Origin of the sequence: Vibrio sp. NH-UV-68, from assembly GCF_042940635.1 — a bacterium.
GTDB lineage: Bacteria > Pseudomonadota > Gammaproteobacteria > Enterobacterales > Vibrionaceae > Vibrio > Vibrio pacinii.
This window is the reverse complement of the sequence record NZ_CP134975.1, coordinates 1,784,253-1,798,773: the sequence shown is the minus strand read 5'-3', so window position 1 is coordinate 1,798,773 and position 14,521 is coordinate 1,784,253. Positions and strand designations below refer to the sequence as shown.

Sequence of the window (14,521 nt, the reverse complement as noted above, 5' to 3'; positions counted from 1 at the left end):
TGATGTTATGAGTTTGTTTAATCGATGTCGATAGAAAACGATTGCTATATTAAAAAACAATTTACCTAATGTGACGGATTATCAAGAGCTAGTCGGTTTTTTCGCTACTATGCATAATCTGTTTTTGCATCGCATCGATAATTTGCGCTGTCATTCCCCAAATAAAGTGGTTTTGATAGGATAAACCAAATACGCGATGGAAATAGTTGTTGATTAAGAACTGCTCACTGTGCAATTTCTGAGTATCTAAAACGACGTTAGCCGGGACTTCAAACACTTGGTCGACTTCGTTGTGATCGATCTTGGTTTGATAGTCAGAAGCGATAAAAGCGACGAAAGGAGTGACCGTGAACTTACTCACTGTCACTAGCTCAGGTAACTGACCAAGAATTTGTATTTTATCTTGGCTAATTCCCACTTCTTCATAGGTCTCCCTCAGTGCGGTGGTGGCCAAATCACCATCACTAAGTTCATATTTGCCTCCGGGAAAGCTCACTTGACCTGGATGGTGTTTAAGGTGGATCGCTCGGCGAGTAAAGAGTACGTGTAAGCCGTTGTCTCTTTCAACAAAACCAATTAGTACCGAGGCTTTTCTTAGCTTACTCGGTTGTAAATGCGCAACACGTCGGATCGCCTCTTGATGATAGTCAACGGTCTTGTGCAATTGGAAGCGCTGAATTAGGCTGCTTTTATTTAAATCAGACAACACGTTAGCTCCTAGTGCAATTTGAAAATGTGAATAAAATGACTCATGCTTTTGGTAAGCAAAAATCGCGTAAGGATAGCGAAACGGATGAAAGGAATTATATTCACCGAATTTATGGATTTAGTTGAACAGCAGTTCGGTCTTGAAGAGCTAGACGCTGTTCTATCTCAAGCCGAAGACAGCGGTGTCTACACCACAGTAGGTAGCTATGATCACAGAAACCTAGTTAAGCTCATCGTCCAATTGAGTCAGCGTACTGGCATTTCCCCTCAACAACTGCAACGTATATTCGGTCAGTCCGTCTTTCACAATTTATATCGCACCTTACCTAGTAATAGTAGTCTACAGAATTGCAAATCTACCTTTCAATTCATAAAGTTGGTTGAAGACTATATTCATGTCGAGGTAAAAAAACTCTATCCAGATGCTAAACCACCAAGGTTTGAGTTCTTATCCGACTCGCAAACGAAGTTAGTGTTTGATTACATAAGTGCTCGTTGTATGTCACATGTTTGCCTTGGATTGATCGAAGGCTGCGCTGAGTACTATCAACAAAGAGTGGCGGTTGAAATGGAGAACCAAAGCGAAGATGGTCGCCAAGTTCGGTTCATGGTCACTTTAGTTGAGTAATCGACATGGACAATCAATCGCCGCTAGAGAGAAAATTAATCCGTGAAATTGCTTCACGAAAACAAGCAGAACAGCTTTTAGAAAATAAGAGTTTAGAGCTGTATCAATCCAACCAACATTTAGAGCTGGTCCTAAACCAACTCAAATTGCAAACACGTACTGACCTGCACAAACTTGAATTTGAACAGCATATTAATGACGCGCTGATTCATTTTGGTCGCGCCTTTCTGAGGCGTAATTTTGATGATGGGTTGATCATCAGTTTGCTGGAATGCCTTGAAGCACTCAGCGTCATAAAAACCGCCAGTTTAATTCTTCAAACGGATCTGATTGCAACGGTGGTCGAAAGTGAATTTGGTCAATGCAGTGAATCAGCGTTACATATGACTAAGCCATACCCGGTTTGGGATGGTTTACGGCTGCGCTTACCGATAGAAGTTGATCAGCAAGTAGTGGGTGAATTAACTATCTTCGTCAATGAAAGTGATATCGAAAAAGATTTCATCGTCAGCCAGATGTTACTGGTGTCTGAGTTGGTCTGCAGCGCAATCAGTCGCCAGTTAATCGTAATTAGCAATCAGCAAGCTCGGGCAAGAGCAGAAGAGTCTGAACGCTCGACTCAAGAGTTTGTGGCAATGATCAATCATGAACTGCGAACGCCCCTCAATGGTTTGCTAGGCAGTGCCGAATTATTAGCCGACACACCATTGACGGAAGAGCAACAAGCACTGCTGTCTAATCTTTCCCATTCCGGTGACTTATTGCGCCATATTATTAATGACCTGCTTGATTTCAGCAAAATGAACGCTGGCATGATGGAGCTTATTCCATCTCAGTTTTCATGGACAGACTTGTGTGAAACACTTATTGGCATCTTTGACAACCCTGCGCGTGAAAAAGGCATTGAGTTTGAAATTCGTCAAGAAAACTCGTTACCCGCTGCGCTGATTGGCGATTTTGAGCGTATTGGACAAATTCTCGTTAACCTGATTGGTAACGCAGTAAAGTTTACCCTTGAGGGTAAAGTGAGTGTGGTTGTCGACTGGCATCAAGACCAATTGCGCATTTTAGTCGAAGACACTGGGGTAGGGATAAGCCCAGATGCGCAAAAAGATCTGTTTAACCCATTTGTTCAGGTCGACCGAACAGCAAAGCGTCACTTTGAAGGCACTGGCCTTGGTTTGGCGATATGTAAAAACTTAGTTGAGCTGATGTCAGGGTCAATCACTCTCAGTAGTCAGCTAGGCAAAGGAAGCTGCTTTGAGGTGATATTGCCTTTAAAAGCAGGCACGGTAGAGCAAGCGCGCGACTTACAACTGGCGCCAGAGAATCGTAAGAAACCACTTGATGCGTTGGCAATTTTGGTTGTGGATGATATTCGTATGAATCAAGTTATTATTAACCAGATGCTCAAAAAGTTGTCGATTACGCCAGATATCGCTAACAATGGTATTGAGGCCATTAAAGCGGTGTGTAGCGGTCAGTATGATTTGATTTTTATGGATTGCCGCATGCCCGAAATGGACGGTTTTGAAGCAACACAATACTTACGTGAGCAAGGCTATCAATTGCCCATTATTGCCCTGACGGCAAGTACAACCTTAGGTGAACGTGAAAAATGCATCCAAAGCGGCATGAATGATATTTTAACCAAACCGTATACCGCTAAGGATTTAACACAGACGCTAGATAAATGGGTTTAGTGTTCGCGGCTTTGGCGACTTAACACGGGTAAAATGCGACTGAGCTTATCAAGTGTCTCTTGGTATTCGCTATCGCATTGACTATCGGCTACGAGGCCGCCTCCAGCCCATACATAAAGCTGATTGTTTTCGGCGACCAAAGTACGAATGGTAATGCTAGTGTCCATGGCGCCATGTCGACTGATGTAACCAATGCTACCGCAGTATGCACTGCGACGATGTGGCTCTAACTCCTCAATGATTTCCATTGCTCTGATTTTCGGAGCGCCAGTAATTGAGCCTCCCGGAAACGATGCTCTAAGTAGATCGGCGGCAGCGAAACCGTCATCCAGTTGAGCTCGAATCGTGCTGACGAGGTGGTGAACAGCTGGAAAGCTTTCGATTTCAAACAGTTTCGGTACATGCACACTGCCAGGCTTAGCCACCCGACCGACATCGTTACGCAGTAAATCAACGATCATCAAGTTTTCAGCTTGATCTTTTTCAGCATGAGCGAGTTCGCTGGCCGCTTGCTGGTCAAGCGTTTTATCGACGTGTCTTGGTCGAGTTCCTTTGATTGGCTTGGTTTCGATCATTCCCTGTTTAACTTGCAAGAAACGCTCAGGTGAGACGCTGATGATCGCGCTCCTATCCGTACGGACAAACGCTGAAAATGGGCCCTGATTGATCTGCTCAAGTTCTAGGTAGGCTTGCCATTCGCTGCCTTGGTATTCGGCGTTAAATCGTTGGGCAAGATTGATCTGATAGCAATCCCCACAGCGTAGGTACTCTTGTACTTGATGAAACTTGTCACTGTAGCTTGCTTTGGTCATATTCGATTGCCAGTCACTGGTGAGCGAGAAAGCTTTATTGCTCTCTGACGTTTGGAGTTGTAACCACTGCCAACGCGCCTCAATATCAACGCCAACCACGAATGCATGCTTTGTCTGGTGATCAACCACAACCGCCCAATCATAAATGCCGACAGCCATATCCGGAGTCGTGAGATCTTGCTCGGCAATTACCGGTAAACGCTCAACACGGCGACCCAAGTCGTAAGCAAAATAACCGAGCGCGCCACCAATAAAGGGTAGCTCTCCCTGATAGTCGATTTCAGGTAGGAGCTCGGATTGAATCTGCTTAAGTAGCTCAAAGGGATCTTGCTGTGACTCGCTGATATGACCCTTTTTGACAAGGCATGTTTTGTCGCCAGTGGTGGTTAGGGTTGCCACCGGATTGACGACAAGAATGTCAAAACGGCTATCGATATGAGAAGGCGAGGGAGAGCGGAGTAACATCGCCCACGGCTGTGACTCGACAAGATTAAAAAGCTCGATTGCTAAGGTGTTTTTATAGGTAATCGGCTTGATTTCTAAGCGATTTGGCTTGTTGTTATTCATTTGTTTAATTTGTGACAAAGAGATCGTTGCTACCGTGGCGTGTTGAGGAAAGCAAGAGTATCATAATGACCATAAATGTCGCTACACCAGCGTGTTGCTAATACAAGTTCGTTTAGCAATCGTTTGTGTGCGATGACAAAAGGAAGCATAACGATAACGAGGCATGCAATGACCGTAATTCGCCAACAGGATGTGATCAGTAGTGTTGCTGATGCACTTCAGTACATCTCTTATTACCATCCATTAGACTTTGTCCAAGCCCTAGAAAAAGCCTACCACCGTGAACAAAGCCAAGCGGCAAAAGACGCCATGGCGCAAATTCTGATTAACTCACGTATGTCTGCCGAAGGGCACCGCCCGATCTGTCAAGATACGGGTATTGTGACCTGTTTTGTCTACATCGGTATGAACGTGCAATGGGACGCGACCGATATGACCGTTCAGCAGATGATTGATGAGGGTGTGCGTCAAGCTTATACCAACCCGGATAATCCGTTACGTGCTTCTATATTGAAAGACCCAGCAGGAAAACGCATCAATACCAAAGACAATACTCCGGCGGTCGTTCATATCAGTATGGTGCCAGGCGACAAGGTTGATATTCAGATTGCAGCCAAAGGTGGCGGCAGTGAAAACAAAACCAAAATGGTGATGCTCAATCCTTCCGATGATATAGCTGAGTGGGTAGAAAAAACCTTGCCAACAATGGGCGCGGGCTGGTGTCCACCGGGCATGCTCGGTATCGGTATTGGTGGCACGGCTGAAAAAGCAGCCGTGCTTGCGAAAGAGTCTCTGATGGAGCATATCGATATTCAAGAGCTTATCGATCGCGGTCCAGAAAATGCAGAAGAAGAGTTACGTCTCGATATCTTTGATCGTGTCAATAAACTCGGTATCGGCGCGCAAGGTCTTGGCGGTTTGACGACCGTTGTTGATGTCAAAATTAAAACGGCGCCAACTCATGCGGCCTCTAAGCCTGTCTGTTTGATCCCGAACTGTGCGGCGACGCGCCATGTTCACTTCACACTTGATGGCAGCGGCCCTGCAGAATTGACGCCACCAAAACTTGAAGATTGGCCAGATATTACTTGGGAAGCGGGTGAGAACACACGTCGCGTGAACTTAGATACGGTCACTAAAGAGCAAGTTCAAGAGTGGAAAACCGGTGAAACGGTACTCCTATCGGGTAAAATTCTGACAGGTCGTGATGCGGCGCATAAGCGTATTCAAGGCTTGCTTGAAAAGGGTGAAAAGCTACCAAATGGCGTTGATTTAAAAGGTAAGTTTATCTATTACGTTGGCCCAGTTGATGCCGTGGGTGATGAAGTGGTTGGCCCTGCTGGCCCTACAACGTCAACCCGCATGGACAAGTTCACCGACATGATGCTCGAAGATGCGGGCATTATGGGCATGATTGGTAAAGCTGAGCGCGGACCTGCGACAGTTGAATCAATCAAAAAGCATAAAGCGGTTTACCTAATGGCCGTCGGTGGTGCTGCCTACTTAGTCGCTAAAGCGATTAAGAAAGCGCGCGTGGTCGCATTCGAAGATTTGGGTATGGAAGCGATTTACGAGTTCGAAGTTGAAGATATGCCAGTGACAGTGGCAGTTGACGCAAACGGTGCTAATGCTCACCAAATAGGTCCAGATACTTGGAAAGTAAAAATCCAAGAAATGGATGTTAAATCGTAATTATAACGGTTAATTTTGAAAGAAATTACTGATTTAATTAGCAAATATTTGACAAAGGTGGCGCAAAGGCACCACCTTTAGTCTGTATACTCTAATATTTTAAAATCGTCAGGAGCTTACATGCCACGTTTTATTCAAATCTTGCAAATCTTCATTGCGGTGGTGGTGGGTGCATTTGTCTGTTATGACCTTATTTTACATGGTATTAGTATCTTCGATGAGAAGTACGTGACGATCACCTGTGTGTTGTTGCTAATAGTAGAAATTGCCCTGTTTATTATCTATAAATTGATCGAAGACGATTAAATTTTCGTTGATAGCACATATATTTTAAGCCTCTGGATCTCTTCAGGGGCTTTTTTGTTCATCTAGGATTAAGGTTAGTCACAATAAGCTAGGGCTATCAATCGCAAAAGAGAGTGTGAATGAAGCAATTAACGCAAGAAATGAATGATTTACTTAGCCGTACTATGGACTCCCATGTTCGTATCGCGGTGACGGGGTTATCGCGCGCAGGTAAAACCGCTTTTATTAGTTCACTGGTGAATCAGTTACTTCATACTTCGACGCACGACAATCTGCCATTGTTTGCCGCGGCTCGGGATAAGCGAGTGATTGGTGCAAAACGAGAGCCACAAAGCAACATGCTGGTGCCGCGTTTTGCTTATGACCAAGCCATGGACCAAGTCCATGCAACGCCACCAACATGGCCTGAGCCGACGCGAGATGTGAGTGAAATTCGTCTGGCGGTAAAGTATCGTCCAACAAAACGGACTAAAAAACTCTTCGGTAGTACCGCAACACTCAATATCGACATCATCGATTATCCAGGTGAATGGTTGCTCGACTTGCCTTTGTTAGACATGGATTTTAATCATTGGTCCCAGAGTCAGTTTACCGCGCTAAAAGGTTTACGTGCGGATTTGGCCCAACAGTGGCTTGCGCAGATTGAGCGCTTTGACCCTGACGCGCCGTTAGATGAAAAACAGATTGCCCAGATATCATCTAGCTACAGCGACTTTTTGTTTGCGTGTAAGGATCATGGCTTGCATTGGGTGCAACCGGGGCGTTTTGTGTTACCCGGAGAGCTTGAAGGTGCGCCAGTGCTGCAGTTCTTCCCATGCCGTTTTGATCCAGAGCACAAAGTGGTCAAGGGCTCGAACTTAGCGATGCTAAAAGCACGCTATCGAGAGTATCAACAAAAAGTGGTTAAGGCGTTTTACAAACATCACTTTTCAACGTTTGACCGTCAAATCGTACTGGTGGATTGCTTGCAACCACTCAATGCAGGTCACGAGTCGTTTAACGATATGCGTCAAGCGTTAGAACAGATCATGCACAGTTTTCGTTATGGTCGCAGTAATGTGCTTAAACGTTTGTTTGCACCGCGTATCGACAAGATTTTGTTTGCAGCAACCAAGGCTGACCACGTGACTCCAGAGCAGCACAATAACTTGGTGTCACTGTTACAACAAATGGTGCATCCGGCGTGGCAAACGGCATCTTATGAAAACATTGAGATGAGCTGCATGACATTAGCGTCGATTCAAGCCACTGAAGCTGGTTTTATTGCCCAAGGCGATCAATCACATCCTGCATTGCGTGGCGTGACTATTGACGGGCAGCCGTTGACGGTCTTCCCCGGAGACGTGCCGAAAAAACTGCCAGAAAAAACTTATTGGCAGCAACAAGGCTTTGAGTTTATTGGTTTTAGGCCGATGGCAAATTCTATCGATGAACCGTTACCGCATATTCGTATCGATAAGGCGTTAGAGTTTTTAATAGGAGATAAACTGAAATGACCTCAAGTGATAAAGCACCGCTTAAACCTAAACAGGTCTTCAATGAGTCTTTGGATCAACCCAACGTTAAGCTTGACCCCGATCTGACAGCGAAGATGCAGTTTGCTCAAAGCGAGACGTTTGTTCCGGTCAATATCGAACCAGAAACACCGACAGAGGCAGAGCAAAAACTAGAACAAGTAATCAGACCTAAAAGTGGTTCTAAGTGGCTGACTACCGGTTTATTAACGTCTTTTGCAGGTCTAGTGGCTTGGCAAGCGATAGACAATGTGCTGACTGCAATACAGAGTGCAGATTGGTTGGCGCTAGGCTGGGTTGGCTTTGTAACTGTGCTCGCGAGTTTAGGGATTGGTGCGATTGGTAAAGAGCTTCTAAAACTGCGTAAGCTTAAGCATCACTTTAGCGTTCAAGAGCAGAGTGAGGTGATGATCAACACACACAATGTCGGACAAGCCAAGGCTTTTTGCCAGACCTTAGCTCAAGAGGCGGGGATTAAGCCCGAGTCACCGAGTTATGACCGCTGGCTAAACAGTATCAATGCGTCGCACAATGATGCAGAAATCCTCGATATGTACGACGCTATGGTGGTTGCCGAGCAAGACAAAGTGGCAACGCGCATTGTCTCTCAACACGCAACCGAGTCTGCTGCGTTGGTGGCCATAAGCCCTCTAGCGTTAGCTGATATGCTGCTGGTGGCGTGGCGCAACTTTAAAATGATCGACAGCCTAGCGGAAGTCTATGGTGTTGAGCTTGGTTACTGGTCACGCTTGAAACTATTTAAAGCGACCTTGATTAATATGGCCGCGGCAGGAGCGAGTGAATTGGCGGTTGATGCGAGCATAGATCTGATGTCGATGGACCTAGCCGGCAAAGTGTCGGCAAGGGCCGGGCAAGGTCTTGGCGTGGGGATTCTGACTGCCCGTTTGGGGCTGAAAGCAATGACGCTGTTAAGACCGACGCCGTGGAACGCGCAGCGACGGGTTAAATTGGGTGCAATTCGCAAGCAGATCGTTGAAAAAATCGGCGCAATTACCTTCAAATAGTATGAATGTGACGCGAGCGTTATCAGTTTACTTGACGGGGATCTAGGCTTAAGGGAAACTACTGTCAACTTTTCGTGACACCTAGTTAGGAACTCATCCGTGCGTCTAGAAGTTTCCTGTGAAGACAGACTTGGTCTGACTCGTGAATTACTCGATATCCTCGCGTCTAAAAGCATAGACTTGCGTGGTATCGAAATTGATGTCAGCGGTATTATTTATCTCAATTGCCCAGACATTGATTTTGATATGTTTAGCGAGTTAATGGCTGAAATTCGTCGTATTTCGGGTGTTAAGGATGTGCGTAAAATTCAGTTTATGCCCATTGAAAGACACAATAACGAATTGATTTCATTGCTCAACAACTTGCCCGAACCAGTACTTGCTATTGATTTGAAAGGCAATGTTGATATGGCAAACCATGCGGCTCTGACACTATTTGGCCATGAAGAGAGTGACATGATTGGTCATCAAATCTCTTCACTGCTGCCAAGCTTTAACTTTAGCAAGTGGGCGGAAGGTAAGATCACCCGCCTGAGAGAAGAAATCGTCATCCGCGGCCTCGACTACATGATGGAAATCATGCCTGTCTATATCAGCGATGAAACCAACGAGTCAATGCTGGCAAGTACGGTGATGATTATTCGCTCGCGCAATGAAAAACCGCTGTTTGATGATTCTCTTTCTGTGCACAATAACTTGGGTTTTGAGCACTTTGTTGGGGTTTCAAATCGTCATAAGGCATTGATTAGTCAGGCGAAGAAATTGTCTATGCTTGATCAGCCGCTATTGATTCAGGGTGAGACCGGTACTGGCAAAGAGATGCTCGCTAGGGCATGCCATAATCGCTCTCAACGCGCGGCACGGCCATTTTTAGTCTTGAGTTGCGCTTCGATGCCCGATGATGTGGCAGAAACCGAGTTGTTTGGCCATGCGCCGGGCTCGTTCAATCACCAGCAAGGCCATAAAGGGATCTTTGAACAAGCTAACGGTGGCACCGTCTTTCTTGATGAAATTGGTGAGATGAGCTCGCACTTGCAAATCAAATTGTTGCGCCTACTTCAAGATGGCACTTTCCGCCGGGTTGGTGAAGAAGATGAAATACATGTTGATGTGCGAGTGATTGCCTCAACAAGACATCATCTTGCCGATTTGGCTGAATCAGGAACTTTCCGCGAGGATCTTTTCTATCGACTCAATGTATTAACGCTGCTTATTCCACCGTTAAGAGAGCGATCGAATGATATTGCACCGCTGCTTGAGTTATTTGTTGCGAAATACGTTAAACAGTTGGGAATGGCGAAACCGAATATTGATGATGAGTTGATTGATCAACTGGTTAGCTACCAATGGCCAGGTAATATGCGTCAGCTCGAAAACGTAGTACTGCGCGCACTGACCGAGTTAGAGTCCGATCAACTGACGGCGGATCTATTCCATTTGCCACAACTTGAGTCAGCCAGCAGTAACGCGCCAACATTAAATCTCGATGGTTCGCTGGATGAAATCATGAAAGAGTATGAATCTCAGATCTTAGAGCGTTTGTATCAGTCTTTCCCATCAAGTCGTAAACTTGCGAAACGTCTTAATGTGTCGCACACCTCAGTGGCGAACAAACTCAGAGAATATGGTATTCGGAAAAATTAATGGACAGAGTCAGTACCCCCACTCAAGTATATGAGGTTGATGATGAGATTGTGGTCCGCACGGCTGAGCCAACCGATGGCGCGTTGATTGCGGACTACTTTATTCGCAATAGAGCACACCTTAAAGCGTGGGAACCCAAGCGTGAAGAGGCGTTTTTTTCTATCTCTGGATGGACACAGCGTCTTATCAAGCTCAATGAACTGCATCGGATGGGGTTAGGTTATTACTTATTGATTATCGATAGAGAATCGGATCAAATGTTAGGCACTATCTCATTTAGCAATTTGTCGCGCTTTCCTTTTCATGCTTGCAATATGGGGTATTCGTTAGGCGAAGAGGTGCAAGGAAAAGGCGTGATGACCCGTGCACTGCGTTTAGCGGTTGACTACATGTTCCATATACAGAATATCCACCGCATCATGGCCAGCTACATGCCGAAAAATAAACGCAGTGAAGCGGTACTTGAGCGGATTGGGTTCGTTAAAGAAGGTTTTGCGCAAGATTACCTGTTGATCAACGGTAAGTGGGAAGACCACAACTTAACATCTTTGATCAATCCGCACTGGAAGACATTGTAATCGTGCATCATTGAAACCAACCTGAATCATAGTAATTTATCAAGTCAGCAGATATGGCTGGCTGAAAGCAGCATGCTTTAAGAGGAAACTAAATGTCGTACCTACCTTTGGATCAATACCAAAGAAAATGGATTTTTACTCACCAGTCAATGCCAGTGCCTGAATCAGAGCTTGCGGCGATAAAACCAATGACTCAATTGCGCGCGTCGCAGCTGTGGAAAGAAAACATCAGTGCGCAAAGCCCAGATGCCGATCGCTTCAGTTCTAGTGATTGGCCGATGAAAGAGTCAAACTGGAAAGACAACGTTGATTGGATGGCGGCTTGGGAATCTGATGACGAACAATTGCCGCAAGAAGTATTAGACTTCGTTGACTGGCAAGATGATGTCACTGTCTATTTTTGTTACGAGAAATACAACGTGATCGAAACCAGTTGGTCATTTTTTAAAAAGTATTGGAAAAACTTCCTTTTTTACGATGATGGCCCGATGTTGATTGGTCGTCGACGCAGTGAAGCATTATGGTTTGATAGCGAAGGCAAGGTGAAATTAGGCCAACGTAAATAGATAAAAGCAGCGTCAGCTGCTTTTTTGCATTGCGTCTTTTGCCATGCGGCTCTTATCGAACTTGTATAACATGTTATTTGCTAGTGGTTGAATCTAATGATCGTACTTAAGCCAATGAAGATCATTATTGATCGACTAAGTACCAGAAATGTAAAGAGTATGTTTGACGATAAAGTGTGATTTTAAGCCCATTATTGAACCTATTTTTTGCGTGGGAATTTGTGTTTGTTATCATTTATAAGACAAATACATCCAGTGAGTTATTTTTCACATTTCATCATCGTCTTAGGGAAAAGTAGTGGCCATGAACATAGCTCAATTACGCGAAGATTTTTATGCGCATATTAGCGCTATACAAGCCTACGCGCTGCCTCAGACTAAGCCGACGCTTTCACTATTAACTGAAGAAGAGCTCAGAGAACTAGAAGCCTGCTGGATTGAATTATCAGTTTGGAAAAACCAGCAAGATTAAGCAACTGATAGCCAATCGTTGTTGAAAAACCTCAATATATTTCATATTGAGGTTTTTTATTGCCTGGACGATTAATTGTTATATTATAACAATTGTGATCTTGTTATTGAATTATCCAGTAATAATCCCCATAGTTAACCTCAAAGTGGAGCATCGCATGAATGCAGCGACAGATATAACAATTACAGAATTCCAGGTGAGTAAGAATATGGCGGAAGTAAGAGCCAGAGTTGACTTCAAAGTCGGTGTTAAAAGTAATATTGATGCAGAAATCCTATCTTTCAGCGGTTTAAAGACTGATAAAGAGCATGTCGCTGTGATTTTTAAGCATGCTGATAAAAACCAGCCAGCGCCTTTAGTACGCATGCACTCAGAGTGCTTAACCGGAGATGTATTTCACTCTTCGCGTTGTGACTGCGGTGAGCAACTCGACGAAACCATCAACCGCATGGGAGAGTCGGGCGGTATCATCCTCTATTTGCGTCAAGAAGGTCGTGGCATCGGTCTTTACAATAAAATTGATGCATACAAGCTGCAAAGCGAAGGGATGAACACCTACGAAGCTAACAATCATCTCGGTTTTGGCGATGACCTACGTGACTTTACCGAAGCCGCGCAAATGTTATCGGCCTTGGGTATCACCAATATTCGTTTAGTGACCAATAATCCAAAGAAAGTTAAAGAGCTGCAAGAGCATGGTATTACCATCGAAGAAGTTGTTAACACTTCTGCTCACGTCAAAGAAGGCAATGAAGGTTACCTGAAAGCGAAGGTGTCTCATGGCAAACACAATCTCGATCTCTAATTTGTTAACCATTCCATGTTGATAAAAGCCTCACTTTTGTGAGGCTTTTTTGTTTGGTGCTTGCAAAAAAAATGTAAATTTGTATTATTCCCACCTAAGAGTGCAAATGATAATAATTAGCACTACAGATAACAAATGATAATTAAGCTCAACAAGGATGCTCTTTAATGAATGTAAACACGCTTTTCGCTCAATCAGCAGTTGCCGCGTCACTTTTGCTCGTTGGTGGCTCTGCGTTGGCCGCACCGGTCACTCAACAACAAGTGGTTGAGCATTATGCCGATGTGGCCCATGCGGTATTTGCTGACTCGTTAACCACCGCTAAAGCGCTAGACACAGTAATCGAATCCTTCTTAGCCAACCCAAGTGCAGAGAAGTTTGAACAGGTTAAGCAAGTTTGGCTAGCGTCACGCGTACCATACCAACAGTCTGAAGTTTTCCGTTTTGGTAATGCGATTGTCGATGATTGGGAAGGGCAGTTGAATGCCTGGCCGCTTGATGAAGGTCTGATCGATTACGTCTCTGCTGACTACCAGTATGAACTCGGCAACGAAGGGGCGAGCGCGAACATCATTGCGAGTAAAACGCTGAAGATTGGTCCATCAACGCTGGATGTATCGACGATCACTCCAACATTGATTGCTGATTTGAATGAAGTGGGTGGTTCTGAGGCGAATGTGGCATCGGGCTATCACGCCATCGAATTTTTACTGTGGGGCCAAGACCTTAACGGTACCAATGAGGGCGCAGGTGCGCGCGCTTATACCGATTTTGTGGTTGGTGACGCCTGTACTAATGGCCATTGTGATCGCCGTGGTGCTTATCTGCAAGCGGCAGCGGACCTGCTGGTACAAGATCTTGAGTGGATGGAAAAGCAGTGGTCGGCTAACGAAAAAGGCAACTACCGCGAAACTCTTCTCAATGAGTCTGCTGAAAATGGTCTACGTAAAATGCTGTTTGGCATGGGCTCACTCTCATTAGGTGAACTGGCTGGTGAACGGATGAAAGTCGCGCTCGAAGCAAACTCAACCGAAGATGAGCATGATTGTTTTTCTGATAACACCCACAACTCGCATTACTACAACGAGCAGGGCATCTACAACGTTTATACCGGATTGTATAAGCGTGAAGACGGAACCTTACTTTCTGGACCTAGCCTTCACGATTTAGTTGCGCAAAAAGATAAACAAGCAGCGCAGCAGATCCAAAAACAATTTGATCTGACTCGAGCGCAAGTGGGCCAATTGGTGACGTCGGCGGAAAAACATAATCAGCACTTTGATCAATTGATTGCGGCAGGCAACGTTCAAGGCAACGCACTTGTCAATCAAGCGATACTCTCTTTAGTCGCGCAAACTGCACAAATTGAACGAGCTGCAAAAATTGTTGGTATTACTAGTCTTAATCCAGACACAGCGGACCACGAATTTTAAGCTCTGTGACAGTTATCGATAAAGGGCTCACTAGAGCCCTTTTGCTGTTATGAGTCCTGTTTGTTTAT

General features: G+C 45.0%; 14 protein-coding genes. 12 read left to right on the top strand and 2 right to left on the bottom strand.

All coding sequences use genetic code 11. The annotated features are described in order from the left end of the window. Window positions 1-88: 88 nt before the first annotated feature. Window positions 89-706 carry a CoA pyrophosphatase gene (locus ViNHUV68_RS08205; RefSeq protein WP_391087232.1) on the bottom strand — a complete coding sequence of 206 codons (618 nt, stop codon included), beginning with the start codon at window positions 704-706 and terminating at the stop codon, window positions 89-91. A gap of 87 nt (window positions 707-793) precedes the next feature. On the opposite strand from ViNHUV68_RS08205, the gene ViNHUV68_RS08200 reads away from it, so the two are divergent. Together ViNHUV68_RS08200 and ViNHUV68_RS08195 are read left to right on the top strand one after the other, a co-directional pair. Then, the gene (locus ViNHUV68_RS08200) at window positions 794-1,336 is read left to right on the top strand and encodes a heme NO-binding domain-containing protein (RefSeq protein ID WP_391087229.1); all 543 of its coding nucleotides are present in this window, start codon (window positions 794-796) and stop codon (window positions 1,334-1,336) included. A gap of 5 nt (window positions 1,337-1,341) precedes the next feature. Then, window positions 1,342-3,039, top strand: coding sequence for an ATP-binding protein (locus tag ViNHUV68_RS08195; RefSeq protein WP_391087226.1), 1,698 nt, complete (start codon window positions 1,342-1,344; stop codon window positions 3,037-3,039). Here the strand turns inward: ViNHUV68_RS08195 and pabB are convergent. Further along, window positions 3,036-4,418, bottom strand: coding sequence for an aminodeoxychorismate synthase component 1 (pabB, locus tag ViNHUV68_RS08190; protein WP_391087223.1), 1,383 nt, complete (start codon window positions 4,416-4,418; stop codon window positions 3,036-3,038). The two genes, ViNHUV68_RS08195 and pabB, sit on opposite strands and share 4 nt — an antisense overlap. A 168-nt stretch (window positions 4,419-4,586) precedes the next feature. On the opposite strand from pabB, the gene ViNHUV68_RS08185 reads away from it, so the two are divergent. The 10 genes from ViNHUV68_RS08185 (at window position 4,587) to ViNHUV68_RS08140 (ending at window position 14,453) form a co-directional block, all read left to right on the top strand. Next, window positions 4,587-6,110 (top strand): fumarate hydratase, encoded by a 1,524-nt coding sequence (locus ViNHUV68_RS08185; protein ID WP_038172471.1) that lies wholly within the window; start codon window positions 4,587-4,589, stop codon window positions 6,108-6,110. A gap of 120 nt (window positions 6,111-6,230) precedes the next feature. After that, on the top strand, window positions 6,231-6,416 hold the full coding sequence (locus ViNHUV68_RS08180) for a hypothetical protein (RefSeq protein ID WP_038172468.1): 186 nt from the start codon (window positions 6,231-6,233) through the stop codon (window positions 6,414-6,416). 119 nt (window positions 6,417-6,535) lie between these two features. Further along, window positions 6,536-7,912 carry a YcjX family protein gene (locus tag ViNHUV68_RS08175; RefSeq protein ID WP_391087220.1) on the top strand — a complete coding sequence of 459 codons (1,377 nt, stop codon included), beginning with the start codon at window positions 6,536-6,538 and terminating at the stop codon, window positions 7,910-7,912. Further along, a complete protein-coding gene (locus ViNHUV68_RS08170; RefSeq protein WP_391087217.1) occupies window positions 7,909-8,955 on the top strand; it encodes a TIGR01620 family protein in 1,047 nt (348 codons plus the stop codon). Before ViNHUV68_RS08175 ends, ViNHUV68_RS08170 begins: the two co-directional genes overlap by 4 nt. Before the next feature lie 99 nt (window positions 8,956-9,054). Continuing rightward, on the top strand, window positions 9,055-10,599 hold the full coding sequence (tyrR, locus tag ViNHUV68_RS08165; protein WP_038172461.1) for a transcriptional regulator TyrR: 1,545 nt from the start codon (window positions 9,055-9,057) through the stop codon (window positions 10,597-10,599). Next, on the top strand, window positions 10,599-11,177 hold the full coding sequence (gene rimJ / locus ViNHUV68_RS08160) for a ribosomal protein S5-alanine N-acetyltransferase (RefSeq protein ID WP_391087214.1): 579 nt from the start codon (window positions 10,599-10,601) through the stop codon (window positions 11,175-11,177). Before tyrR ends, rimJ begins: the two co-directional genes overlap by 1 nt. A 92-nt stretch (window positions 11,178-11,269) precedes the next feature. After that, window positions 11,270-11,743, top strand: a complete 474-nt coding sequence (locus ViNHUV68_RS08155; protein ID WP_038172458.1) for a DUF2947 domain-containing protein — start codon at window positions 11,270-11,272, stop codon at window positions 11,741-11,743. Between the two features lie 298 nt (window positions 11,744-12,041). Further along, window positions 12,042-12,215: a hypothetical protein gene (locus ViNHUV68_RS08150; RefSeq protein WP_169738994.1), complete on the top strand. Its 174-nt coding sequence runs from the start codon at window positions 12,042-12,044 to the stop codon at window positions 12,213-12,215. A gap of 157 nt (window positions 12,216-12,372) precedes the next feature. Continuing rightward, window positions 12,373-13,020 (top strand): GTP cyclohydrolase II RibA, encoded by a 648-nt coding sequence (gene ribA / locus ViNHUV68_RS08145; protein ID WP_391087211.1) that lies wholly within the window; start codon window positions 12,373-12,375, stop codon window positions 13,018-13,020. Window positions 13,021-13,187: 167 nt separating this feature from the next. Continuing rightward, entirely contained in the window at window positions 13,188-14,453 is a 1,266-nt protein-coding gene (locus tag ViNHUV68_RS08140) for an imelysin family protein (RefSeq protein ID WP_038172452.1), read from the top strand. Window positions 14,454-14,521 lie beyond the last annotated feature (68 nt).

What these genes read in the sequence shown, in the direction of transcription:
- ViNHUV68_RS08140 (WP_038172452.1), top strand. Translation starts at nt 13,188, where the DNA reads ATGAATGTAAACACGCTTTTCGCTCAATCAGCAGTTGCCGCGTCACTT.
- ViNHUV68_RS08155 (WP_038172458.1), top strand. Translation starts at nt 11,270, where the DNA reads ATGTCGTACCTACCTTTGGATCAATACCAAAGAAAATGGATTTTTACT.
- ViNHUV68_RS08195 (WP_391087226.1), top strand. Translation starts at nt 1,342, where the DNA reads ATGGACAATCAATCGCCGCTAGAGAGAAAATTAATCCGTGAAATTGCT.
- ribA (WP_391087211.1), top strand. Translation starts at nt 12,373, where the DNA reads ATGAATGCAGCGACAGATATAACAATTACAGAATTCCAGGTGAGTAAG.
- rimJ (WP_391087214.1), top strand. Translation starts at nt 10,599, where the DNA reads ATGGACAGAGTCAGTACCCCCACTCAAGTATATGAGGTTGATGATGAG.
- ViNHUV68_RS08185 (WP_038172471.1), top strand. Translation starts at nt 4,587, where the DNA reads ATGACCGTAATTCGCCAACAGGATGTGATCAGTAGTGTTGCTGATGCA.
- ViNHUV68_RS08200 (WP_391087229.1), top strand. Translation starts at nt 794, where the DNA reads ATGAAAGGAATTATATTCACCGAATTTATGGATTTAGTTGAACAGCAG.
- pabB (WP_391087223.1), bottom strand. Translation starts at nt 4,418, where the DNA reads ATGAATAACAACAAGCCAAATCGCTTAGAAATCAAGCCGATTACCTAT.
- ViNHUV68_RS08175 (WP_391087220.1), top strand. Translation starts at nt 6,536, where the DNA reads ATGAAGCAATTAACGCAAGAAATGAATGATTTACTTAGCCGTACTATG.
- ViNHUV68_RS08170 (WP_391087217.1), top strand. Translation starts at nt 7,909, where the DNA reads ATGACCTCAAGTGATAAAGCACCGCTTAAACCTAAACAGGTCTTCAAT.
- ViNHUV68_RS08180 (WP_038172468.1), top strand. Translation starts at nt 6,231, where the DNA reads ATGCCACGTTTTATTCAAATCTTGCAAATCTTCATTGCGGTGGTGGTG.